Consider the following 23,657-nt stretch of genomic DNA (forward strand, 5'->3'; position numbering starts at 1 on the left):
CGGTCGTCAGGCGCGGGCCGCGGCGACCGCCCGGCCGAGCGCGTCGACGCTCACCGCGACGTCGGCGTCCGTCGTCGCCCAGGAGCTTACGGAGACGCGCAGCACGGCGCGGTCGTGCCAGCGCGAGCCGGACATCCACGCCGTCCCGTCGTCGAGCACGCGCCGCACGACGTCCTGCGTGCGCGCGTCGTCACCGAACGCCGCGCACACCTGGGTGAACACGACGTCGTGCAGGACCTCGCCGTCGAGCGCCCGCACCGCGTCGGCGAACGTCGCCGCGTGGCGGCAGAACCCGTCCACGAGGTCCGCCACGCCCGAGCGGCCGAGCGCCCGCAGCACGGCCCAGACGGGAAACGCGCGACCGCGCCGCGAGAGCTCGGGCACCTTGTCCAGGGGGTCGCCCGCCGCGCTCTGGATGAGGTAGTCGCCGTGCATGCCCATCGCGGCGCGCAGCGGCACCGGGTCCGCGACGATCGCGAGGCCGCAGTCGTACGGGACGTTGAGCGTCTTGTGCGCGTCGGTCGCCCACGAGTCCGCGCCCTCGTACCCCGCGACGAGGTGGCGGTACGACGGCGACGCGGCGGCGAAGAGCCCGAACGCGCCGTCGACGTGCACCCACGCGCCGTGCCGGTGCGCGGCCTCGACCGCCGGGCCGAACGGGTCGAACGCCCCGGAGTGCACGTTGCCCGCCTGCAGCACGACGATCGTGGGCGGCGAGGTAGAACCCCCGTCCCGCGAGGTAGAGCCCCGGTCTCGCGAGGTGGAGGCGGGGTCGGCCAGCGCCTCCTCGAGCGCGGCCACCGAGACGCGGCCCTGGTCGTCCGCGGCGACGACCTCGGGCGCCCCGAGCCCGAGGTAGGACAGCGCGAGGTCGACCGACTCGTGCCGCTGCGCCCCGACGAGCACGCGCACGCGCGGCGCACCCGTGAGGCCGTCGCGCCGCACGTCCCACTCCACGCGGCGCAGCACCTCGCCGCGCGCGGCGGCGAGCGCCGTGAAGTTCGCGGTCGTGGCGCCGGTGACGAACCCGACCGCACCCGACGCGGGCAGGCCGAGCAGCTCGAGCAGCCACGCGCTCGTCACGTCCTCGACGGCCGTGTGGGCCGGGGTCACGGTGCGCAGCGCGGAGTTCTGGTCCCACGCGCTCGTGAGCCAGTCGGCCGCGAGCGCCGCCGGGTGGCTGCCGCCGATGACCATGCCGTAGAAGCGGCCCGACGGCATCGCGGTGAGGCCCGGTCCGCACGCCGTGGCGAGCAGGTCGACGACGTCGGCGGCCGTGCTCGGGCCGTCGGGCAGGTCGGTGCCGAGCGCGGCGACGACGTCCGCGACGCCCGCCCGGGGCGGGACCGGGCGCGTCGCGAGGGAGTCGAGCCACGCGGCGGCGTGCTCGTGCGCCCGCAGGAGGGCGGCGTCGCGATCGTCCATGACCGCTCCTGACCGGGCCGGACCGACGCCGGCCCTCCCGCCAGGCTGGACCCGCGGCGGCGGTCGGTCAACCGCTCCGCCGGGATCCGGCACGTCCGTACTTCTTACGCCCAGGCAATCCCCAGGCAACACAGAGTCCCTAGCGTCGGGCGGGCCAGATGTTCCCCCGACGGAAGGCCCCCTGTTGAGAACGTTCACCCTGACCCTGTCCGGCCGCGCCGTCGCGGCCGTCGTCGCGCTCGTGCTCGCGTGCGCCGCCCTCGCCGCGACGGTCGCGTACACCGTCGCCGACTCCCGGGCGTCGGCCGCCGCCGCGCGCGCCGAGGGTGCCGCGGCACCGGTGCTCGCGGCCGGGACCGCACCGGCCAACCCGCTCGGCATCACGTCCGCGCAGTACGCGACCGCGACGGCGACCGCCGCGGCGGAGAAGCCGAAGGTCGTCGTCGTCGCGACCGGCGGCACGATGGCCGGCAAGGCGACCGGCCGCGACACGTTCACGAGCTATCGCGCCGGCACGTACCGCATGGAGGACATGCTGAACACGCTGCGGCCCGAGCTCGACGCGGTCGCCGACGTCACCGCCGTCCAGTTCGGCAACGCCGGCTCGTCCGGCTACTCGATGGAGCAGTTCCACGCGCTCACGCTCGAGGTGGAGAAGCAGCTGAAGACCGCCGACGCCGTCGTCGTCACGACGGGCACCGACACGCAGGAGGAGTTCGCGTACTGGCTCGACCTCACCGTGCGGTCGCGCAAGCCCGTCGTCACGTCCGGCTCGATGCGCCCGTGGGGGTCGGGCGCCGGGCCGGACTCGAGCCTCGTGTTCGGCACGGACGCGCCTGCGAACCTCTACAACGCGATCAAGGTCGCCGCGTCCCAGCAGACGTTCTGCTTCGGCACGGTGCTCATGCTCAACGACGAGATCCAGGCGGCCCGCGAGGTCACGAAGTCGAACTCGTACCGCACCGACACGTTCCAGACGCGCGAGTACGGCGTGCTCGGCTGGATCGACGGCGACAACGTGACGCTCGGTCGCGCCCCGGCGCGTGTCCTCGCGTGCGACACCGAGGAGTGGTTCACGCCGTTCGACCTCGCGAAGGTCGACCCGAAGAAGCTCCCCCGGGTCGAGATCCTCATGTCCTACCAGCAGGCCGGCGGCGAGGCCGTGACGGCGTTCGCGAACGCGGGCGTGCAGGGCATCGTCACCGCGGGGACGGGCGCCGGCGGCATCTCGTCCGCCATGGGCCAGGCCCGCACCGCCGCGGTCCGCGACAAGGGCGTCTGGTTCGTCTCGACGACGCGCACCGGGTCGGGGTCGTCGTACGGGGGCGGCAACGGCATCATCGCCGGCGGCGACCTGACGGCCGTCAAGGCGCGGCTCCTGCTGCTCCTGTCGCGCGCCTTCACCGACGACCTCGCGACCGCCCAGGGCTGGTTCACGACGTTCGGCAACGCGTCGTTCGACCAGTCCGCGACGGCGGCCACGGTCGGCGCCGAGCCGGGCTCGACGACGGTCCGCTTCTCCGGCACCGCGACGCCGTCGTGCAAGGCCGCGGGCAAGCAGCTCTGGCTGACGGCGTCCGTGACGAACGAGGACACGGTCCCGATCGACGTCCACGTGCAGACCCCCGCGGGCGAGCACACGTTCTCGGCGGTCCCCGCCGGGGAGTCGGCCGAGAAGACGCTCGCGGTGAAGGCGAAGACGCTCGACGCGGGCGAGATCACGCTCGTCGCGACGAAGGACGTCGACGGGCGGGCCGTGCAGACGGAGGCGACCGCCGCCTACCCGGAGACGGCATGCCGCTGACCTCCTGACCCCCAACCCCACCCCGCCGAGCACGGGGACGGCGACCGGATCCGCACCGGTCCGGTCGCCGTCCCCGTGCTCGGTGGCGTCCCGGGCGTCTCGGTGGGCGTCTCGGCCGGGGGGCCGGTGGCTCTGTCCGGTGCACCTCCCCACGGTTACGCAGGCCTCCTCACGAATCCCGTAGGGTGGGCGCGGCCGCGGCGTCGCGGCCGCCGCCGACGAGGGGGATCCCGTGACCGACCCGACGACCACCGCCGCACCGACGACGTTCGTGGTGACCGAGCAGCAGTTCGACGCGATGTTCCCGGAGCGGAACCCGTTCTACACGTACGCCGGGCTCGTCGCGGCGACGGTCGCGTACCCCGCGTTCGCGACGTCGGGCGGCGATCGCGTGGCCCGGCGCGAGGCCGCGGCGTTCCTCGCACAGGTGAGCCACGAGACGCACGGGCTGGAGCACGTCGTCGAGGTCAGCACCGCGAACTACCCGCACTACTGCGACCCGGCGCAACCGTACGGGTGCCCCGCCGGGCAGGACGCCTACTACGGCCGCGGCCCGCTCCAGCTGAGCTGGAACTTCAACTACCGGGCGGCCGGGGAGGCGCTGGGGATCGACCTCCTCGCCGACCCGTGGCTCGTCGAGCAGGACCCGACCGTCGCGTGGCAGACCGCGCTCTGGTACTGGAACACCCAGCCCGGCACGGCCTCGATGACGTGCCACGACGCGATCGTCGGCGAGCACGGCTTCGCCGAGACCATCCGCTCCATCAACGGCCCGCTCGAGTGCGAGGGCGGCAACCCCCGCCAGATGAACAACCGCGTCCGCCTCTTCCGCCACTACGTGGAGATCGTCGGCACCACGACGGGCGACCACCTCACCTGCTGACCGCCAGCGAGCCCCGCGCCGAACACGACGTCGCTGTCGTCATCAGGCTGATGACGACAGTGACGTCGTGTTCGGCCGCGTGCAGGGTCGTGCTCGGTCGACCGCAGCGGTCAGGGGCAGGTGAGCGCGGCGTACGGGACGACGGCGGTGCGGCCGTCCGCGGTCGCGGTCGCCTCGCCTGCGGGGACGGTCGTGGCGCGGACGGCGAACGACCGGTAGGCCGACGCGCCAGGCGCGACGTCCGGGACGACGTGCGTGCCGTACGGCGTCGCGAGCTCGACGTCGACGGGCGCGTCCCCGGTGCTCGTCGCGCGCACCGCGACGTAGGCCTTGCCCGCGAGGCACCGTGCCTCGGCGGTGACGTCGAGCGCGGGGCCCGCGGCCCCGGCGTCGGGCACGACGGCCTCCCACGGCGTCCGGGCGACGAACACGTCGGCGGCGCCCGCGTTCGTCGTGCCCGCGGGGGCGCCGTACGTGAGCCCGGTGAGCAGCGCGGCGCCGTCGCGACCGTCCGCGGCGGGTTCGGGGGCCGCGAACAGGTTCGCGTCGTCCCACTCGTCCGCGCCGTCGCGCTCGCGCGACCCGGTCTGCGTCGCCTCGCCCGGGGTGCCGTCGGCCGCGACGGGGAACGTCACGACGTCGACCCCGCCGACCGCCGTACCGAGCGCGCCGTACGTCGTGCCGACGACGAGCACCGCGTCGTCGGCGCCGAGCACGCCCGTCACGCCGCGGTCGTCGGTCGACGTCCCGACCTGCGTCGTCCACAGGACCTCGCCCGCGACGTCGAGGGCGCGCACGACGACGTCGTTGTCCCCGAGGTTGCCGTCCTCGCCGAGCGCCCCGCGCGTGTGCCCGACCGCGACGACCGACCCGTCCGAGCGCGCCACGAGACCGTTGACCTGGTCGTTCTCGCTCGTCGCGACGGCGCGCAGCCACTCCCGCTCGCCGTCCGCGGCGTAGCGCGCGACCCAGCCGTCGTTCGCGCCCGCGCGCTCGGCCCCGGGCATCCCGCCGCCCGACACCCCGCCCACGTACACCGCGCCGTCGGGCGAGGCCGCGACCGCGAGCGCCTTGTCCTCGCCGGGCCCGCCCACCTGGCGCAGCCACAGCAGCTCGCCCGCCGCGGAGACCCGCCCGACCAGCGCGTCCTTGTCCCCGGCGCTCGGCGCGTCGCCGACGGCGCCGCTCGTGTACCCGGCGACGTAGGCGCCGCCCGAGCCGTCGGGTGCGACGGCGTAGAAACGGTCGGCCGCGCCGGGGTCGCCGGTCTGCAGCGTCCACGCGCGCTCGCCGTCGGCGGTGACGGCCGCGACGAACCCGTCGTCGCGCGTCGTGCCCGCGTGGGCGCCGTCGAGGTCCCCCTTCGTGTACCCGGCGACGAGCACGCCGCCGTCCGCGCCCGGCACGACGCCGTACGCGCGGTCGTCCGCGGCCGTCGCGACCGCGTGCCGCCAGACCTCGGCGCCGTCGGCGTCGCGTCGCACGACGACCGTGTCGAGCCCGCCCGCGGGCTCGTACCCGTCCCACGCGCCGGCGAGGTTCAGTGCGACGGCGGTGCCCCCGTCGGGCAGGGCCGCGACCCCGCCCGCGCGGTCGTCGCCCGCGGAGCCGAGGAGCTCGGCGTCCCACGGCACGGCGGGCGTGGTGCGCAGGCGCGCCGAGACGTCGACGACCCCCTCGCGGAACGCGGGCCGCCAGACGTCCCAGTCGTGGCCGCCGTCGAGCACGCGCAGCTCGGCCGTCACGCCCGGGGCGCGGCGCGCCTGGTTGTAGAGGCGCGCGGACTCGAAGTCGATGTCGTGCGTGGCCTCGGCGGGATCGGGGTTGGCCCACTCGTCGTCGCCGACGGCGACGAACAGGTGCACCGGGAGCGCCGGGTCGAGCGCCGCGAGCGCCGCCGGGTAGGACAGCGCGGTGTACCGGTCGGCGTCGAACGGCGCGGTCCCGACGCCGTAGCCGCCGTGGTCGCGGGCCGACGAGTCCGCGGGCGGCTGCGGCACGTACACGGCGGGGCTCAGCACGATGCCCGCGGAGAACGTGTCCTGGTGGGCGAGCGTGAACCGCAGCGCACCCGCGCCCCCCATGGAGTAGCCGCCGACGGCGCGCGCCTCGCGGTCCTCGACCGTGCGGTAGGTCGCGTCGACGTGCGCGACGAGGTCGCGCGTGAACGCCGTCTCGACGGCGGTGCCGGCGCCGGTTCCCGTCGCGTCCCCGGTGTACAGCGAGTCCGTGTACCAGGAGCCGCGGTCGTTCCACGGCGCGTCGGGCATGACGACGACCATCGGCTGGATCTCCCCCGCCCCGATGAACTCGTCGAGGTCGCCCGTGACCTGCTGCCACGCGGCCTGCGTGTCGCCGCGGCCGTGCAGCAGGTAGAGCGTCGGGTACTCCTGCGCGGCGTCGTCGTAGCCGGCCGGCAGGTAGACCGTGTAGTCGATCGGGCCGGCCGCGGAGTCCGCGACCCGTCCCGACTCGACCGTGCCCTGCTCCGCGGCGGTCGCGGGCAGCGCGAGCGCCGCCCCGCCGATCGTCGCGCTCACCGCCAGCGCGGCCAGCGCGGCCGTCGTCCCGGGCCGCCGGTGGGGCCGTCGTGCTGCGTCCATGGTGTCTCCTCGTCGAGATCCGGTGATGACTGCCCCCTCCCCCTTCCCTCGTCCCGCCGAGCACGACGTTGCTGTCGTGACCGGGCCGATGACGACAGCAACGTCGTGCTCGACCGGGAGGAGGGTCGTTCTCGCTAGCCGGGCGCGGCGCGGCGCGCGCCTCGGCCGCGTTAGCCGGGCGGGCGGCGGTCCGCCAGCGCCAGCACGGTGCGCGCGCGCTCGACCATCGCGACGTCGAGGAACGTGCCGTCCGCGAGCGCCACGACGCCCGTGCCCGACGCCGCCGCGTCGCCGACGCGCTCGACGACCTCGCGCGCCCGGTCCACCTCGTCCGGGGTCGGGAGGAACGCGTCGCGGATCGTGTCGAGCTGCGCGGGGTGGATCGCGGTGCGCCCGCAGAACCCGAGCGACCGCCCGGCGCGGCACGACGCCGCGAGCCCCTCGAGGTCGCGCACGTGCGTGAACGCGGACATCGCGGGCGACGGCAGCCCCGCCGCCCGGGCCGCGACGACGACCCGGCCGCGCGCCCACGCGAGCCCGGCCTCGTCGTCGACCCGCAGGTCGGAGCGGAGGTCGGCCTCGCCGAGCCCGAGCGACGCGACCTGCGGCGACGCCGCCGCGAGCTCGAACGCGCGCTCGACGCCGAGCGCCGACTCGACCAGCAGGTGCAGCGCGCGCCCGGGCAGCGCCGCGGCGAGCGCGCGCACCTCGTCGGCGGACTCGACCTTGGGCGCGCGCGCCCCGACGGCGAGCGGCAGGCCCGCGAGGGCTGCGACGTCGTCGGCGTGCCACGGCGTCGCGGGGTGGTTGATCCGCACCTGGGCCCCGCGCGCGGCCGCCGCGTCGTCGAGCAGCGCGACGGCGTGCGCCCGCGCCTCGTCCTTGCGCGCCGGGGCGACGGCGTCCTCGAGGTCCACGAGCACGACGTCGGCCGCGGACCCGAGCGCCTTCGCGACCCGGTCGGGCCGGTCCGCGGGGACGTACAGCAGCGTCAGGGGAGGCGCGGCGCCCGGCCAGTCGCCCCGCCCCGTCACACCGCCCCCTCGGCCCGGAGCTCTGCGACGCGCTCGGGCGAGAACCCGAGCTCGCCGAGCACCGCGTCGGTGTCGGCGCCGTGCGCGCGGCCGGTGAAGCGGATGACGCCGTCGTTCTCGGACATCCGGAACAGCGGGCCCTGCATGAGCATCGGCCCGAGCTCGGGGTCCTCGATCTCGTGGATCGTGCCGAGCGCGCGGAACTGCGGGTCGTCGACGATGTCGTGGGCGTCGTAGATCGGCGCGACGGCGGCCTGCGCCTCCTCGAACGCGGCGACGACCTCGTCGCGCGTGCGCTGCGCGATCCAGCCGCCGACGGCCTCGTCGAGCAGGTCGGCGTGCTGCGCGCGCTCGACGCCGCTCGCGAACCACGGCTCGTCGACGATCTCGGGGCGTCCGACGAGGCGCATGACGCGCTCGGCGATGGACTGCGCCGACGTCGACACGGCGACCCACTGCCCGTCGCGCGTGCGGTAGGTGTTCCGCGGCGCGTTGTTCGCGGACCGGTTGCCGGTGCGCGGCTGCACGGTGCGGAGCTGGTCCCAGCGCGTGATCTGCGGCCCGAGCATCGCGAGGATGGGCTCGATGATCGCCGTGTCGACGACCTGCCCGTGCCCGGTGCGCTCGCGCGTCGACAGCGCGACCATGACGGCGAACGCGGTCGCGAGCGACGCGACGCCGTCGGCGAGCCCGAACGGCGGGAGGGTCGGCGGGCCGTCGGGCTCGCCGGTCATCGCGGCGAACCCGCTCATCGCCTCGGCGAGCGTGCCGAACCCGGGGCGGGTGCGGTACGGCCCGACCTGCCCGAACCCGCTCACGCGCGCGAGCACGAGCCGCGGGTTGCGCGCGGACAGCTCGTCGTAGCCGAGGCCCCAGCGCTCGAGCGTGCCGGGCCGGAAGTTCTCGATGACGACGTCCGCGTCGGCGACGAGCGCGAGGAACACCTCACGGCCGCCGTCGCTCCCGAGGTTCGCGGTGACGGTGCGCTTGTTGCGCCCGAGCGTCTTCCACCACAGGTTCACGCCGTCCTTCGCGGCGCCGTGCGTCCGCGACGGGTCGGGCTTCGTGGGGTGCTCGACCTTGACGACGTCGGCGCCCAGGTCGCCGAGGTGCATCGCCGCCATGGGCCCGGCGAACAGCGTCGACGCGTCGACGACGCGCAGGCCCGCGAGCGCGCCGGCGGCGGGGTCGCGCGAGACGCGCGGTGCGTCCGTCATGCCGTCACCTCCGTCGCGTCGTCGGCGAGGTCCCACGCGCAGCGGAACCCGACGGTCGCGCCGCGCGCGAGCCCCAGGCCGGGGACGAGGAGCTTGACCGCGTAGTCGGGGGCGTGGCGCCCGCCCTCGACGTACCAGTCGGAGCCCTCGGCGCGGTGGTCGCTGCCGCCCTTGAGCATGACGAACCGGGTCCGGCCGTCGGAGTGCTCGGAGCCCGTCCAGCTCCACACGGCGGGCTCGCCGCGCGTCCAGCCGGGCTGCTCGGCCGCAAGCTGCCACTCGTCCTCGGAGGGCAGGCGCCCGCCGCGCCACGCGCAGTACGCGCGCGCGTCGTCGAGGTCGACGAAGGTCACGGGCTCGTCCTCCGTGCCGGGCGCGGGACGCCCGTCGACCCAGTGCGCGAGGAAGCGGTGCGCGACGGCGGGCACGTACCCCGTGGCCGCGAGGAACTCCGCGAACTCCGCGTTCGTCACGTCGCGGCCCACCGCCACCGGGGCGGCGAGCTCGCCGTCGCGCTGGAGGGTCCGCGCGTCGTGCAGACGCGGCGGGAGCGGCTTCCACTCGTCCACGTACGGCGCGCCCTGGTACATCCCGGTCTCGCGCGCGCGGTACCGGACGGTCAGCACGTACGGCCCCGCGGGGACGACGACGGCGCCCGCCCCGGGCACCACGCCCGCCCCGGGCGCCGCGACGGTCTCGGCAGCGGGTGCGAGACGCCGTGCGAGCCGGTGCGGGAACCGCGCGTCGGGGTCGTGCGGCGCGGTCTCGTCGAGCGTGGCGACGACGTCGCGCAGGTGCGGCAGCCACGCGGGCTCGGGCGCGCCGTCGGCCACGTGCAGCACCGCGGCGATGCCGCGGCCGGGCACGCGCCCGGGCGTGCCGTCCGGGAGCAGCGGGCCGTCGTGGTCCGTCTCGCCGCGGTGGACCAGCGTCCACAGGGTCACGCCGTCGAGCTCCCAGCGCGACGCGTAGACACCGGCCTCCTCCGCCTCGGGAGCGAGCTCGGCCAGCGGCGTCCACTCGCCGTCCAGCAGCAGCGGCCGCGCGGCGCGCTGGACCGTGACCAGGCGCGTCACCGTCGCCGCGTCGCGCGCCGACCAGCCGACCCACACGCCGAACACGACCTCCCACACCATGACGCCCACGCCGTTGAGCCACGCGGACTGGAGCTCCTCCGAGTGGTCGCGGTGCCAGCGGCGCACGTGGTGCTGCATGTGCCGCCGCTCGTACCAGTGCGCGCGCAGCACGCCGGGCACGGGCGAGTCGGCGAAGAACTGCGCCCACGACGACGAGTGGTCCTCGATGCGCTCGACCGGGAGCTTGGACTCGCCCTCCAGGACGATCCCCGGGCGCGCGGCCTCGAGCCGCGCCACGAGCTCCGGCTCGGCCTTCTTCAGCGTGTCGAGGAAGACGCCGTCGGCGCCGAGGTCGCGCACGACGGCCGCGAGCTCGGTGAGGTCGTCGTCGCCGCGACGCGTGCCGACGTCCCACGGGTTGTAGTCGACGAACACGTGCAGGCCCGCGTCGTGGAACGTCCGCACGAGGTCGACGATCCCCGGGACGTCGCGGTAGAAGTCCCACTGGTTGCGGTCGTCGATCCCGATGACGGGGTACGCGTGCCACAGCACGACGGCGTCGAGGCCGCCGAACCGTTCGCGCGCGTCGGCGAGGAACCGCTCCGGCGTGAACCGGTGCTCCTCGAACGAGTACAGCAGCTCGTCCCACAGCCAGACCTGCGCGACCGTCGAGCACCCCGCGGCCCACGCGGCGTCCGGGCGGTCGTACGCGGCGCCCGTGTACCCGTGGCGGCGGCGCGCGTCGTCGCGCCAGGCGGCGAGACGCTCGCGCCAGGCGGGGCGGTCGGCGGGGTCGGCCGGGCCGACGAAGATCTTCGCCTCGTCGAGCGCGAGGGACTGCTCGGGCGTGAGCGGCCCGTCGAGGGCGACCTCGGTCGGCAGGTCGATCGGACGCGGGACGAGCGGGTCGAACGTGTAGGTCATGGTGCCTTTCCTCGGCGGGCCGGGCCCGCGGTCGGACGTGCTGCGGACGGGCTCAGGTCGGTCGGGCGGGGTTCTCGGCGCGCTCGGCGAGCGCGACGACGTCCGCCGCGTCGGGCACGGCGTCCTGCGCCCCGGGGCGGGTCACCGCGAGCGCACCCGCGGCGGCGGCCAGCCGCGCGGCGTCGGGCAGTCCCGCGCCGCGCGCGAGCGCCGCGGCGAGGACGCCGCAGAACGTGTCGCCCGCGCCGGTCGTGTCGACCGCCTCGACGGCGATCGCGGGGACGGTCGTGAGCAGGGGCCCGGCCGGGCGGCGCTCCGCCACGAGGCTGCCCGCTCCGCCGAGCGTCACGACGACGGCCGGGACGCGCTCCAGCAGCAGCCCCGCGAGCGCGCTCGGGTCGGCGTCGCCGGCGGCGCCCGCCAGGTCCGCCGCCTCGTGCTCGTTGACGACGAGCACGTCGAGCGCGGCCCAGACGTCGTCGGGCAGGTCGCGCGACGGCGCCGCGTTGAGGACCAGCAGCGCGCCGGGGCGGCGTGCCGCGGCGGCGGCGCGCACGACGTCGAGCGGGATCTCGAGCTGCGCGAGCACGACGTCCGCCGCGGCGATCCGCTCCGCCTGTGCCGCGCCGACGGTCACGTGCGAGTTCGCGCCGGGCGCGACGACGATCGCGTTCTCGCCGTCGGGCGAGACGGTGATGAGCGCGGTGCCCGTCGCGGCGTCCACGCGCTCGACGAGGTCGGTCCGCACCCCGCCGCGGTCGAGCGACGCGAGCAGCAGGTCGGCCGCGTCGTCGTGCCCGAGCGCGCCGACGAACGTCGTGCCGGCACCGCCCGCACGCGCCGCGCCGACCGCCTGGTTCGCGCCCTTGCCGCCGGGGTTGCGCCGCAGCTCGCCGCCGAGGATGGTCTCGCCGCCGCCGGGGTGGCGCGGCACGTCGACGACGAGGTCGACGTTCGCCGACCCGACGACCACGACCCGTCCCGACCCGCCCGGGACCGTGGCGCCCTGCTCCCCGTCCGCCGTCCTGCTCATGCCTGTGCCTCCTCCGTGGGACCCTGCACGGCTCCCCCGGCCACCACGACCGGGACCGTCGCGAGCGCGACCGTCCGCGCCGCGAGGTCCACGATCCTCTGCTCGCCGCCGGGCAGCGAGGTCGCGATGTGGCCGTCGAGCGGACGTGTCCACCGCTGACCGATGCCGTCGACGCCCTGCAGCGCACCCACCACGCCGCCGACCGTCGCCCCCGCGGAGTCGGTGTCCCAGCCCGCGGTGACGGCGATCGCGACGCTCGCGCCGAAGTCGCCGCGGCCGTCCGCGCCGCGCCCCGCGGTGAGCGCGTAGGCGATCACCGCGGCGTTGTCGAGCACGTGCACCCAGTGCAGGTCGCCGTACGCGGCGTGGATCGTGTCGAGCCCGGCGCGCACGCCCGCCTCGGACGCGTCGCCGTCGCGGCCCGCGTCGCGGCCGAGCCGGATCGCGGCGGCCAGACGGCTGCCCGGCGGCACGACGGCGTCCGCGGCGTCGAGCACCTCGTCCACCGTCTCGCAGACCATCGCCGCCGACGCGAGCGCGGCCGCCCACATCGCCCCGTACACGCCGTTGCGCGTGTGGCTCAGGCGCGCGTCCGTCCACGCGAGGCGCGCGGCCTCGCGCACGTCGCCGGGCGAGACCCAGCCGAGCACGTCCGTGCGGATGAGCGCGCCGATCCACTCCCGGAACGGGTTGTGGTGCGTCGCCGTCTCCGGCACCGGCCGCGCGTCGAGGATGTTGCGGTACGCGGCGCGCTCGGCCGTGAACACCCGGCCCGCGGGCAGCGCGTCGAGCCAGAGCTGCGCGACGTCGTCCGTCGTGAAGCCGCGACCGTGCCGCTCCAGCAGGGCGAGCGCGAGGATCGGGTAGTTGAGGTCGTCGTCCTCGGGCATCCCGTCGATGTTCTCCTCGAGCGACGTCGGGGCGCTGCGCCGGTTCCACGGCCAGCGCGCGGCGACGTCGTCGGGCAGCCCGACGGCGGTGAACCAGCGGTCGAGGGGCCACCGGCCCGTGGCGCGCAGGATCTCCTCGATCCCGGCGCGCGGGATCTTCTCCACGGGCTTGCCGAGCAGGCAGCCCGCCGCGCGCCCGGTCCACGCGCCGAGCACGCGGTCCGCGTACGCGGCGTCGGCGGCGGCGGTCCCGGTCGACGCACCGGCCGCGATGCCGCCGGAGGACCCGACGGCGCCCGGGCGGGTGGGCAGGCCGGGCGCCGCCGGGAGCGTGGCGAGGATCGCGTCCCAGTCGTCGGGCTCGTGCGGCGCGGGCGCCGCGGGCAGCGCGTCGAGCTCCACGAGCAGGTCGCGTGCGAGCGCGCGCAGCTCCGGGGTCGCGGGGACCGGGCCGGCCCCGCTCACCGCGGGGACGGGGTCGCCGCCCGCAGCGGTCCAGCGCTCGCGCACGTCCGCGAGCGCCGCGGGGTCCTTGCCCTCCGCCGCGGCCTGGACGAGCTCGTGCGCGAGCAGGTCCTCGGGCTGGGCCCAGGTCAGCCTCACGCCCGCTCACCCGCCTGCGCGGCGAGGGCCGCGCCGTCGACGGGCGCGCTGCCGAGCTCGGCGAGCGCGCGCAGGCGGGCGGTCGCGCGCTCGCGGTCGGCCCGCAGGATGTCCTGCGCGGCGGACGCCATGAGCCGCCCGGTCTCCCGGACGTCCATGCGGCTCGCCTCCTCGATCGCGTCGAGCCACTCGTCCGGCACGACGGCGGTCCCGCCGAGGCCCGCGCACACCGCACCGGCCATCACGGCGATCGAGTCGGCGTCGCGCCCGTAGTTCACGGCGCCGAGGACCGCGCCACGGAAGTCGCCGCGGTGCCCGAGCACGAAGCCGAGCGCCGCGGGCAGCTCCTCGATGGACTTGGTGCGCGACGGGCGTCGCGCGTCCATCGACATCTGCCGGTACGCGGGGCCGACGGAGTCGAACGGCGCGACCGTGTCGCGGATCAGCCGCGCGAGGGCGCGCTCCTCCTCGTCCGTGGTGGGCGCCGTCGTCCAGCCGTCGAACGCCTCGACGACGGCCTGGAGCGCGGCGGCCGTGCCGTCGTGCGCGACGTCGAGCGCGGCGTGCACGACGTCGTCGACCGTGGCCCCCGGCGCGACGGACGCGGCGACCATGGCCGCGAACACGCCCGCGGCCTCGCGGCCGTAGCTCGACTGGTGCGCCCCGGTGAGGTCGATCGCCTCGGCGTACGCGCCGCGCGGGTCGCCCGCGTTCGCGAGGCCGACGGGCGCGACGTACATCGCGGCACCGCAGTTGACGACGTTCCCGACGCCGGCCTCGCGCGGGTCGACGTGCCCGTAGTGCAGGCGCGCGACGATCCACTTCTCCGCGAGGAACACGCGCTGGAGCAGGAGGGCCGTGGACTCGAGCTCGGGGATCCAGCGCGGCTCGCCGATCATGAGGGGCACGAGGTCCTCGGCCATCGCGTACGCGTCGAGGTGCTCGCGGCGCTTCGCGTACACCTCCACGAGCGCGCGCGTCATGAGGGTGTCGTCGGTGATGTGCCCGTCGCCCTTGTGGTAGGGCGCGATCGGACGCGCGTCCTGCCAGTTCGGGTACCAGGGCTCCACGATCCCCGTCACGCGGCCGCCGTGGCGCTCCTCGATCTGCTCGGGCGTCCAGCCCTCCGTGGCGCCTCCCAGCGCGTCCCCCACCGCCGCTCCGGTGATCACTGCCACCGCTCGGTCGTCCAGCCAGGTCACGATCCACTCCCTGTCGATCCGTCTCGGCGCGTCGCGCCGGTGCGACCCGTGCGGGTCGCGGTTCCCGGCCGGGCGGTCGCGTGCGCGGCCGCCCGGCCGCTGCTGCTCGGTGCTCGCCGCGACCCGGTGTCGCGGAGCCGCGGCGAGCGACCGAGAGTGCTACTTGGTGATCTCGGCCCAGCCCGACTCGAGCTCGGTCGCGAGCTGGTCGGCGTCGATCTCCTGGGCGAGGAACTTCTGGTACGCGGGCGTCGCGACGGTGTCCTTCCACTGCGCGTACGCGTCGACGAACAGGTAGGGCGCCGAGGTGAGGTACTGGCCGGAGGAGAGGATCGTCGACCAGCCGTTCTCGTCGCCGAGCGACTCCGCCATGGCCTCCTGGGCCGACGTCGTCGCGGGGATGAGCGCGTCCGCCTCGTTCAGCGCGGCGAGGTTCTCCGTCTGCGTGAAGAACTCGATGAACTCCGCGGACTCCTCGACGTGCTCGGAGTCGATGTTGACCGAGAGCGTCTGCGGGTTCGCGGCCTGCTCGGCGCCGTCGGGGCCCTCGAGCGGGGGCAGCACGACCCAGTCGAAGCCCTCGGGCGCGTCGTTCGCGATGTTCGCGGCCTGGAACGAGCCCTGGATCGTCATCGCGACGTCGCCCGCGTAGAACGACGCGAGCGTCTCCGACCCGGACTGCGTGAGGGTCACCGGCAGCACCGTGTTGTCGGTGTGCGCCATCGTGTCGACGAGCTCCGGCAGGGCCATCTCGCCCTCGCCGACGGTGATGCTCGCGTCCGCGCCGGTGCCCTCGAAGTACTCGCCGCCGAAGCCGGGGGCCATCGCCATGAACGCGGCCGTCGGGCTCGCGAGCCCCCACCCGAGCCCGTACGCGCCGTCCTTCGTCGTGGCCTGCGCGATCTGGCGCAGCTCGTCCCACGTCATCGTCTCGCCCGTGGGGATCTCGACGCCGGCCGCGTCGAGCATCGTCTTGTTGGCGAAGACCATGTACGACTGCAGCTCGGTCGGGTACGCGATGACCTGGTCGTCGACCGTCACCGCGTCGAGGATGCCCTCGGGGATGTCCTCGCGGCGCTCGTCGGACATGTACTCCGAGAGGTCCGCGAGGTACCCGTCGACCGCGAACGGCACGATGCTCGCGGCCTCGTAGTGGATGATGTCCGGCGCGGCGCCGCCGTTGAACTGGGTGATGAGCTTGTCGTAGATGCCGTCCCAGCCGGCGGGCACGATCTCGACCTGGACGTCGGGGTTCGCGTCGTTCCAGTCGGCGACGATCTTCTCGGTCGCCTCGATCGCGGCGGGCTGGTCGGACAGCGACTGGAACTTCAGCGTCACCGTGCCGCCGTCGGTGCCGTCGTCCCCGCTGCCGCCCCCGCTGGAGCAGGACGCGACGAGCAGGGTCGTGATCGTGAGGCATGCGGCGATGGACGCACCACGAGTCTTCATGGTTCTACCTTTCGGGTGGGGGTGGGGTCGAGAGAGCCTGGGGGCGAGACCGGTCGAAGGGGTCACGGTCAGCCCTTCACCGCGCCGGAGAGCAGGCCGCCGGTGAGCTTCTTCTGCATGATCGAGAAGAAGACGATGCTGGGGATGGCCGCGAGCACGGAGCCCGCGGCGAGGGGGCCGAGCGCCACCTTGCCCTCGCCGCCGATGAACATCTTCAGCGTGATGGGCAGCGTGTAGTTCTCGGGCGACTGGAGCAGCACGAGCGCGAAGAAGAACTCGTTCCACGAGGAGACGAAGCTGAACATCGCGGTCGCGACGATGCCGGGCATGAGCAGCGGGAAGACGATGGTGCGCAGGACCGTGAGCCGGCTCGCGCCGTCCATGGAGCCCGCCTCCTCGAGGTCCACCGGGATGGCGCTGACGTAGCCCTGCATCATCCACAGCGCGAACGGCAGCGTGTACGTGGTGTGGACGAGCGTCAGGCCGACGAGCGAGTCCGTGAGCCCGATGGTCCGCAGGATGAGGAACAGCGGCAGGATGATGAGGATCACCGGGAACACCTGGCTCACGAGGATCCAGCCGACGCCCGCCGCGCGGATCTTGCCCCGCAGCCGGGCGAGCACGTACGACGCCGGCAGCGCGATGACGATGACGAGCAGCGTCGAGACGACCGCGACGATCGCGCTGTTCCACGCCGAGCGGACGAGGCCCTGGCGGGCCAGCGCCTGGGAGTAGTTCTCCCAGTGCCAGTCCTGCGGGATCAGGCTCACGGTGAGCGAGTTGAGCTCGCCCGAGGACTTGAGCGAGGCCGAGATCAGCCAGAGCAGCGGGAAGCCGAGGAACAGGATGTAGAACCCCAGGGCCGCGTACTGGGCGGGGCGGACGAGTGCGCGCACGGGTCAGCTCTCCTTCTCGGAGCGGAACTGCGACCGCAGGTAGATCGCGAGCAGGAGGACGACCACGACGACGAGCACGACGCCCATCGCGGCGGCGTAGCCGATGTTCCGGTTCTTGAACGCCTCGAGGTACGTGAAGAGCATCGGGAGCATGGTCCGGCCGCCCGGGCCGCCCTCGGTGAGCACGTAGACCAGCGAGAACGAGTTGAAGTTCCAGATGAAGTTCAGCGACGTGATCGAGGTGATGATCGGGCGCAGGCTCGGGAGCGTCACCGCGGTGAAGCGGCGCCACGCGCCCGCGCCGTCCATGGCCGCGGCCTCGTGGAGCTCGTCCGGGATCTGCTGGAGCCCGGCGAGCAGCGTCACGGTGGTCTGCGGCATGCCGACCCACACCCCGACGACGATCACCGCGGGCAGCGCGGTCGAGAAGTCCGCGAGCCAGTTGATGTCGTCCGGCAGGCCCAGCGCGCCGAGGAACGCGTTGAGCGGGCCCGCGTTGGGCGAGTAGATCATCTGCCACATGATCGCCACGACGACCGGCGGCATGGCCCACGGGATGAGTGCGAGGACCCGCGTCAGCCCCTGGAGCCGGAGCCCCGAGTTGAGCAGGAGCGCGAGGCCCATGGCCGCGACGAGCTGGAGCAGCGTCACCGAGACGGCCCAGATCATGCCGATCCGGAACGAGTCCCAGAAGAACGAGTTGTCCGCGAGGCGCACGAAGTTGTCGACGCCCACGAACTGGTAGTCCGGCTGGCGCACGAGCCGCGCGTCGGTGAACGCGAGCGCGACGCCCATGACGAGCGGCGCGACGCTGAGCACGAGGATCGGCAGGAGCGACGGCATGACGAGCGCGATCGCCTCGCGCCGCTTGGCGCGGGCCATGCCACCGGTCCGGCGCACCGGGCCGCGGTCGGGGCGGAGGGCCGCGCGGCGGGGGTCGCCCGCGAGGGTCGGTGCGCTCACCGGGAACCACCCCCGGGTGCGGTCGACTCGCGCACGACGAGCCGCGGCCCGACGGCGGTGTGCCGGCCGGGCTCCGCGTCGCCGTCGACGAGGTCCACGACGAGCTGCGCGGCGACGCGCCCACGCTCCGTCGAGCCGAGCGAGACGCTCGTCAGGCTGGGCTGGAACACGCGGCCGATCTCCGTGTCGTCCATGCCGGTCACCGCGACGTCCTCGGGGACCGACAGGCCGCGCTCGCGCACGGCCCGGATGGCGCCGATGGCGAGGAGGTCGTTGGCCGCGACGATCGCGTCCGGCCGGGCGTCGCCGTCCGTGGCGTCGAGCAGCGCGCGCGTCGTCGCGAGGCCCGCGGCGACGGTGAAGTCCAGGGCGGGCGCGACCTCGACCTGCTCGGCGTCGAAGTCGGCGGCGCGCGTCGCGGCGTCGAAGCCGCGCTGGCGCGCCTCACCGGGGGTCGTGTCGAGGGGCCCGTTGAGGAACGCGATCCGGCGGCGGCCGAGGCCGAGCAGGTGCCGCACCGCCTCGCCGATCCCGCCCGCGGAGTCCGTGGACACGGAGTCGATGCCGCGGTCGGCCAGGGTGCGGCCGATGACGACGACGGGCACGGGCGCCTCGCGGATCTCCTCGACGAGCTCGTCGTCGGTGCGCAGCGGGCTGAGGATCATGGCGTCGACGAAGCCGCTCGACAGGCTGCGCACGAGCTCGACGGTGGACCGCGTGGTGTCCCCCGTCGTCATGACGACGACGCGGTAGCCGTGCGGGGCGAGGACCTCGTGGATCGCCGTCATCATCTCGACGTAGACGGGGTTGCCGATGTCCGCGACGGCGAACGCCACCTGGAACGTCTTCTTGAGGCGCAGCGAGCGCCCGATGGCGTCCGGGCTGTAGCCCAGCTCGGTGGCCGCGGCGCGCACGCGCTCGACCATCGCAGGGCTCGCGCCCGTCCCGTGCAGCGCACGGGAGGTCGAGGCCAGGGAGACCCCGGCCCGTTGTGCCACCTGGATCAGCGTGGCGCGTGATGACGTCACTGTCGTCCACCTCGTCGTCGAAGGACCGTCGTTCTGGAAACGTTTCCAGGCTGACGACCTCGACAGTCCTGGAAACGTTTCCGGGTTGGCGGACACTCTTGCACCCGCCCCGCCCGGACGTCAACCCCGCCGCCCCCGCGACGCTCGTCCCCCACCACGAGGTAGAGCCCCGGTCCCGCGAGGTAGAGCCCCGGTCCCGCGAGGTAGAGCCGCGGTCCCGACCTCGGCTCTACCTCGGCAGACCGGGGCTCTACCTCGGGCTCCCACGGGTACGGGGTTCCGCGTAGGGGGGTTGTCCACGACGCGGGGCCCCGGTCAGGCTCGAACCGACCCGACCACCGACGAAAGGTGCACCGATGCACACGCGAGCCCCGGCGTCGTCCTCCCCCGCGGCGCCCACGACGGCCGCCGCCCGGCCGATCTCCCGCCCTCTCGCCCTGCTCCTCAGCCTCGTCCTCGCGCTCGCGGGAGCGCTCTCGTGGTCCGTCGCGGGCCCGGCGCAGCAGGCGCAGGCCGCGACGTGCGCGGCCCCCTGGAGCGCGAGCGCCGTCTACACGGGCGGCGCGGTCGTCTCCCACGGCGGCCAGAACTGGAAGGCCGGCTGGTGGACCCAGGGCGACACGCCCGGCACCACCGGCGAGTGGGGCGTCTGGCGCAGCCAGGGCGCCTGCGGCGGCGGCACGAACCCCGGCAACCCCGGGAACCCGGGCAACCCGACCGGGTTCGTCGTCTCCGAGGCGCAGTTCAACCAGATGTTCCCCCACCGGAACCCGTTCTACACGTACCAGGGCCTCGTCGACGCGCTGTCCGCCTACCCGGGCTTCGCGACGACGGGCGGCACCGAGGTCGCCAAGCGCGAGGCCGCGGCGTTCCTCGCCAACGTCAACCACGAGACCGGCGGCCTCGTGTACGTCAAGGAGATCAACACCGCGAACTACCCGCACTACTGCGACACCTCGAAGCCGTACGGCTGCCCGGCGGGCCAGTCCGCCTACTACGGCAAGGGCCCGATCCAGCTGAGCTGGAACTACAACTACAAGGCCGCGGGCGACGCGCTCGGCATCGACCTGCTCAACAACCCGTACCTCGTCGAGCAGAGCTCCGCCGTCGCGTGGAAGACCGGTCTGTGGTTCTGGAACACGCAGTCGGGCGCGGGCTCGATGTCCGGGCACCAGGCGATCGTGTCGGGCGCCGGCTTCGGCGAGTCCATCCGCTCGATCAACGGCACGATGGAGTGCAACGGCGGGAACCCGGCGCAGGTGCAGTCGCGCATCGCCGCGTTCCAGCGGTTCGCCCAGATCCTCGGCACGACGACGGGCAACAACCTCTCCTGCTGACCCGTCCCGCACGCCCGACGGCGGCCCGTCCCACCCCGGGGCGGGCCGCCGTCGTGCGTGGTGCCGCGTGCCGGGCCGGACGGGTCAGAGCTGCGCGAGGAGGTCCCGCATGCGGTCGATCTCGCCGCCCTGGCCGGCCGCCGTCTCGGCCGCCATCTCGTTCGCGAAGAGGTCCTCCCCCTCGACGAGCACGACGTCGACCATCGCGAGCGCGCCCTCGTGGTGCTGGATCATCCCCTCGAGGAACAGGCGGTCGAACTCCGGCCCGCTCGCGGCCTCGAGCGCCGCGAGCTGCTCGTCCGAGAGCATCCCGGCGGTACCGTCGCCGTGGTCGTGGCCCGCACCGTCGGGCGCGCGCGGGCCGGTCCCGCCCGCGTCCTGCGCGCCCTCGGGCACGGCGAGGCCGCGGGCCTGCAGCCACGACGCGAGCGCGTGCACCTCGGGGCCCTGCGCGGCGGTGACCCGCTCCGCGAACGACCGGACGGCGTCGGACCCGGCGCGGTCGGGTGCGAGCGCGGCGATCTCGAGCGCCTGGAGGTGGTGCTCGATCATGCCCGTGACGAACGCGGCGTCCGCCTGGTTCCACGAGCCCTCGTCGGGCGCCCCCGCGTAGTCGTCGGGGGCGACGGTCGTCGCGTCCTCCCCCGGCCGCCCGGGCTGCACGACGACGCTCGACGGCGTCGACGTCGGCTGCGGGTCGGGCGTGCACGCGGCCAGACCGAGCGCGGCACCGAGCGCCAGGCCGGTCGCGGCGACGCCGCAGGTCAGGGCACGCGCGACGGTGCGGGGCGCTGTGTTACGGCTGGGAAAAATCTGCACCTGCCCTGTTCCCTCCGTGTAAAAGTTCGCCGCGAACTGCCCGGTTTGAGTGGTCCAGATCACACTCGCCCGCCAGAATTTGCAGCACCCTACCAAGGAGGTGTTTCCCTCGTGCATCGAAGAACGCACCGGCAGACGCACCGGCACCGGAGCCGGGTCCTGCTCGCCTCGTCCCTGGCGGCGACCCTCGCCGTCTCGACCCTCGCGGTCGCCACGACCGCCGCCGCGGAGCCGTCCGACGGCTCCCCCGAGGCGGTGGCGGCACTCACCGACCAGGCCGCCGCCTCGCTCGCAGACCTCCCCGCACAGCGCCTCGCCCCCCTCGCCCAGGCCACCGACGTCCTGGCACCCGGGGAGACGGCCGGCAGCCCCAACCTCACGCACGTCGCCAACATCCCGAAGAACGGCGACTTCACGCCCGAGGGCCAGTACAGCACCGACCTCGCGTTCCAGGGCCGGTACGCGTTCGCCGGGAACTACGGCGGCTTCACCGTGTACGACGTCGCGAACCCGACCGCCCCGCAGCAGGTCGCGCAGGTCGTCTGCCCCGGGTCCCAGAACGACATCTCGGTCTACGGCGACCTGCTCGTCCTCAGCACCGACTCCTCGCGCAGCAACGACTCGTGCGAGAACGTCGCCCAGAGCGCCACGGTCAAGGACTCGTGGGAGGGCATCAAGGTCTTCGACATCTCCGAGCCGACCTCGCCGCAGTACGTGGCGTCGGTCGAGACGCAGTGCGGCTCCCACACGCACTCGCTCGCGCCGTCGCAGGACGGCGAGGAGCTGTTCGTCTACGTCTCGTCGTACAGCCCGAACGCGGCGTTCCCCGACTGCCAGCCGCCGCACGACCTCATCTCCGTCGTGCAGATCCCGCTCGACGACCCCGCCGCGGCGGAGCTCGTCTCGACGCCCGTCCTCTTCCCGGACGGCGGCAACCCGGGCGGGAACGGCTCGAGCACGACGTCGGGCTGCCACGACATCACGACCTACCCGTCGAAGGACCTCGCGGCGGGCGCGTGCATGGGCGACGGCATCCTGCTCGACATCTCCGACCGCGCGCACCCGGTGGTGACCGAGGTCGTCCGGGACACGACGAACTTCGCGTTCTGGCACTCGGCGACGTTCAACAACGCCGGCACCAAGGTCGTCTTCACGGACGAGCTCGGCGGGGGCGGGGCGCCGACGTGCAACCCGACCGTCGGGCCCGAGAAGGGCGCGGACGCCATCTACGACATCGTGGGCGGCGAGCTCGTGTTCAAGAGCTACTACAAGATCGAGCGCGAGCAGGCCGCGACGGAGAACTGCGTCGCGCACAACGGCTCGCTCATCCCCGTCCCGGGTCGCGACATCATGGTCCAGGCCTGGTACCAGGGCGGCATCTCGGTGTGGGACTTCACGGACTCGGCGAACCCCGTCGAGATCGCGTGGTTCGACCGCGGCCCGCTGTCCGCGGAGCGGCTGATCCTCGGCGGCTCGTGGTCGGCCTACTGGTACAACGGCGCGATCATCTCGAACGACATCCAGCAGGGCCTCGACGTCCTGCTGCTCGACGACCCGGTGACGAACGCCGCGAGGTCGGTCGTGACGGACGAGTTCAACCCGCAGGCCCAGCCGACGTACACCGAGCCGCCGGCCTGGTCGAAGGGCACCGCGTACGCGGGCGGCACCACGGTCACCTACGGCGGCGCCGTGTGGCGCGCGCAGTGGTGGACGAAGGGCCAGACGCCCGGTGCCGACGCGTGGGGCCCGTGGGAGGAGATCGCCGGGGTCGACTCCGCCGGGGTCGGCGCGTGGAAGCCGAGCCGCGTCTACGTCAAGGGCGACAGCGTGACCTACGAGGGCACGACGTACACCGCGAAGTGGTGGACGCGGAACCAGGCGCCCGGCGACCGCTGGGGCCCCTGGGACCCGCAGGACTGACGCACGCGCGACGGCGCCCGCTCACCGGTCGGTGGGCGGGCGCCGTCGTGCGCGGCCCGCGCCCGCACGTCCCCCGTAGGATGCGGCCGCATGACCGGGAACCCCCTCGACGACGACGCACGCTGCCCGTGCCTCTCCGGCGACACCTACGGGTCGTGCTGCGGCCGGTACCACGCCGGGCTGCGCCCCGGCCCGGACGGCGCCGCCCCGGGCCCGCACGCACCGACCGCCGAGGCGCTCATGCGCTCGCGCTACAGCGCGTTCGCCGTCGGCGACGCCGAATACCTGCGCGCGACCTGGCACCCCTCCACCCGGCCCGCCGACCTCGACCTCGACGACGACGTCGAGTGGCGCCGCCTCGACGTCGTGCGCACCGAGGCGGGCGGCCCGTTCGACACGACCGGGGTCGTGGAGTTCGTCGCGCACCACCGCTCGCGCACCGACCCGGCCGACCGCGGCCGGCTCCACGAGGTCAGCCGGTTCGCCCGGGAGGACGACCGCTGGTCCTACGTCGACGGCACGGTCGCCTGACGGCGCCGCCGCGCCCCGCC

The 23,657-nt window shown here is 74.6% G+C and carries 18 protein-coding genes; 5 read left to right on the plus strand and 13 right to left on the minus strand.

What is annotated here, in order from left to right:
- Positions 1 to 6: 6 nt before the first annotated feature.
- Entirely contained in the window at positions 7 to 1,425 is a 1,419-nt protein-coding gene (locus ACZ4MO_RS12840) for a pyridoxal-dependent decarboxylase (protein ID WP_175009676.1), read from the minus strand.
- Positions 1,426 to 1,609: 184 nt separating this feature from the next.
- On the opposite strand from ACZ4MO_RS12840, the gene ACZ4MO_RS12845 reads away from it, so the two are divergent.
- Both ACZ4MO_RS12845 and ACZ4MO_RS12850 read left to right on the plus strand, forming a co-directional pair.
- Positions 1,610 to 3,229 (plus strand): asparaginase, encoded by a 1,620-nt coding sequence (locus ACZ4MO_RS12845; RefSeq protein WP_255437342.1) that lies wholly within the window; start codon positions 1,610 to 1,612, stop codon positions 3,227 to 3,229.
- Between the two features lie 232 nt (positions 3,230 to 3,461).
- Positions 3,462 to 4,112 carry a chitinase gene (locus ACZ4MO_RS12850; protein WP_255437343.1) on the plus strand — a complete coding sequence of 217 codons (651 nt, stop codon included), beginning with the start codon at positions 3,462 to 3,464 and terminating at the stop codon, positions 4,110 to 4,112.
- Between the two features lie 110 nt (positions 4,113 to 4,222).
- Here ACZ4MO_RS12850 and ACZ4MO_RS12855 read toward each other — a convergent pair whose 3' ends face one another.
- The 11 genes from ACZ4MO_RS12855 to ACZ4MO_RS12905 form a co-directional block, all read right to left on the minus strand.
- Entirely contained in the window at positions 4,223 to 6,715 is a 2,493-nt protein-coding gene (locus tag ACZ4MO_RS12855; protein ID WP_175009678.1) for an alpha/beta hydrolase-fold protein, read from the minus strand.
- 170 nt (positions 6,716 to 6,885) lie between these two features.
- Entirely contained in the window at positions 6,886 to 7,749 is an 864-nt protein-coding gene (locus ACZ4MO_RS12860) for an aldolase/citrate lyase family protein (RefSeq protein WP_175009679.1), read from the minus strand.
- Positions 7,746 to 8,966: a CoA transferase gene (locus ACZ4MO_RS12865; protein WP_175009680.1), complete on the minus strand. Its 1,221-nt coding sequence runs from the start codon at positions 8,964 to 8,966 to the stop codon at positions 7,746 to 7,748. Before ACZ4MO_RS12865 ends, ACZ4MO_RS12860 begins: the two co-directional genes overlap by 4 nt.
- Positions 8,963 to 10,966 (minus strand): SUMF1/EgtB/PvdO family nonheme iron enzyme, encoded by a 2,004-nt coding sequence (locus ACZ4MO_RS12870; RefSeq protein WP_175009681.1) that lies wholly within the window; start codon positions 10,964 to 10,966, stop codon positions 8,963 to 8,965. Before ACZ4MO_RS12870 ends, ACZ4MO_RS12865 begins: the two co-directional genes overlap by 4 nt.
- A gap of 52 nt (positions 10,967 to 11,018) precedes the next feature.
- A complete protein-coding gene (locus ACZ4MO_RS12875) occupies positions 11,019 to 11,999 on the minus strand; it encodes a PfkB family carbohydrate kinase (RefSeq protein WP_175009682.1) in 981 nt (326 codons plus the stop codon).
- A complete protein-coding gene (locus tag ACZ4MO_RS12880; RefSeq protein ID WP_175009683.1) occupies positions 11,996 to 13,492 on the minus strand; it encodes an ADP-ribosylglycohydrolase family protein in 1,497 nt (498 codons plus the stop codon). Before ACZ4MO_RS12880 ends, ACZ4MO_RS12875 begins: the two co-directional genes overlap by 4 nt.
- Positions 13,489 to 14,694: an ADP-ribosylglycohydrolase family protein gene (locus ACZ4MO_RS12885; protein WP_175009684.1), complete on the minus strand. Its 1,206-nt coding sequence runs from the start codon at positions 14,692 to 14,694 to the stop codon at positions 13,489 to 13,491. Before ACZ4MO_RS12885 ends, ACZ4MO_RS12880 begins: the two co-directional genes overlap by 4 nt.
- A gap of 159 nt (positions 14,695 to 14,853) precedes the next feature.
- The gene (locus ACZ4MO_RS12890) at positions 14,854 to 16,143 is read right to left on the minus strand and encodes an extracellular solute-binding protein (protein ID WP_175009685.1); all 1,290 of its coding nucleotides are present in this window, start codon (positions 16,141 to 16,143) and stop codon (positions 14,854 to 14,856) included.
- A gap of 68 nt (positions 16,144 to 16,211) precedes the next feature.
- On the minus strand, positions 16,212 to 17,039 hold the full coding sequence (locus ACZ4MO_RS12895; protein WP_021481799.1) for a carbohydrate ABC transporter permease: 828 nt from the start codon (positions 17,037 to 17,039) through the stop codon (positions 16,212 to 16,214).
- A 3-nt stretch (positions 17,040 to 17,042) separates the two neighbouring features.
- A complete protein-coding gene (locus ACZ4MO_RS12900) occupies positions 17,043 to 18,002 on the minus strand; it encodes a carbohydrate ABC transporter permease (RefSeq protein ID WP_206158315.1) in 960 nt (319 codons plus the stop codon).
- Positions 17,999 to 19,030, minus strand: a complete 1,032-nt coding sequence (locus ACZ4MO_RS12905; protein ID WP_499279036.1) for a LacI family DNA-binding transcriptional regulator — start codon at positions 19,028 to 19,030, stop codon at positions 17,999 to 18,001. Before ACZ4MO_RS12905 ends, ACZ4MO_RS12900 begins: the two co-directional genes overlap by 4 nt.
- A 356-nt stretch (positions 19,031 to 19,386) precedes the next feature.
- Here ACZ4MO_RS12905 and ACZ4MO_RS12910 point away from each other — a divergent pair, with 356 nt between their 5' ends.
- Positions 19,387 to 20,367: a glycoside hydrolase family 19 protein gene (locus ACZ4MO_RS12910; protein ID WP_175009686.1), complete on the plus strand. Its 981-nt coding sequence runs from the start codon at positions 19,387 to 19,389 to the stop codon at positions 20,365 to 20,367.
- An 84-nt stretch (positions 20,368 to 20,451) separates the two neighbouring features.
- Here ACZ4MO_RS12910 and ACZ4MO_RS12915 read toward each other — a convergent pair whose 3' ends face one another.
- Positions 20,452 to 21,249 (minus strand): DUF305 domain-containing protein, encoded by a 798-nt coding sequence (locus ACZ4MO_RS12915; RefSeq protein ID WP_499279037.1) that lies wholly within the window; start codon positions 21,247 to 21,249, stop codon positions 20,452 to 20,454.
- A 48-nt stretch (positions 21,250 to 21,297) separates the two neighbouring features.
- Here ACZ4MO_RS12915 and ACZ4MO_RS12920 point away from each other — a divergent pair, with 48 nt between their 5' ends.
- Entirely contained in the window at positions 21,298 to 23,106 is a 1,809-nt protein-coding gene (locus ACZ4MO_RS12920; protein ID WP_175009688.1) for a carbohydrate-binding protein, read from the plus strand.
- A 90-nt stretch (positions 23,107 to 23,196) separates the two neighbouring features.
- The gene (locus ACZ4MO_RS12925; protein ID WP_175009689.1) at positions 23,197 to 23,637 is read left to right on the plus strand and encodes a YchJ family metal-binding protein; all 441 of its coding nucleotides are present in this window, start codon (positions 23,197 to 23,199) and stop codon (positions 23,635 to 23,637) included.
- Positions 23,638 to 23,657: the final 20 nt, after the last annotated feature.

This window comes from Sphaerisporangium cinnabarinum (assembly GCF_055567015.1).

Bases quoted from the DNA above. Each gene is read 5' to 3' on its own strand.
- ACZ4MO_RS12840 (WP_175009676.1), bottom strand. From the start codon at position 1,425: ATGGACGATCGCGACGCCGCCCTCCTGCGGGCGCACGAGCACGCCGCC.
- ACZ4MO_RS12855 (WP_175009678.1), bottom strand. From the start codon at position 6,715: ATGGACGCAGCACGACGGCCCCACCGGCGGCCCGGGACGACGGCCGCG.
- ACZ4MO_RS12865 (WP_175009680.1), bottom strand. From the start codon at position 8,966: ATGACGGACGCACCGCGCGTCTCGCGCGACCCCGCCGCCGGCGCGCTC.
- ACZ4MO_RS12870 (WP_175009681.1), bottom strand. From the start codon at position 10,966: ATGACCTACACGTTCGACCCGCTCGTCCCGCGTCCGATCGACCTGCCG.
- ACZ4MO_RS12875 (WP_175009682.1), bottom strand. From the start codon at position 11,999: ATGAGCAGGACGGCGGACGGGGAGCAGGGCGCCACGGTCCCGGGCGGG.
- ACZ4MO_RS12890 (WP_175009685.1), bottom strand. From the start codon at position 16,143: ATGAAGACTCGTGGTGCGTCCATCGCCGCATGCCTCACGATCACGACC.
- ACZ4MO_RS12910 (WP_175009686.1), top strand. From the start codon at position 19,387: ATGCACACGCGAGCCCCGGCGTCGTCCTCCCCCGCGGCGCCCACGACG.
- ACZ4MO_RS12925 (WP_175009689.1), top strand. From the start codon at position 23,197: ATGACCGGGAACCCCCTCGACGACGACGCACGCTGCCCGTGCCTCTCC.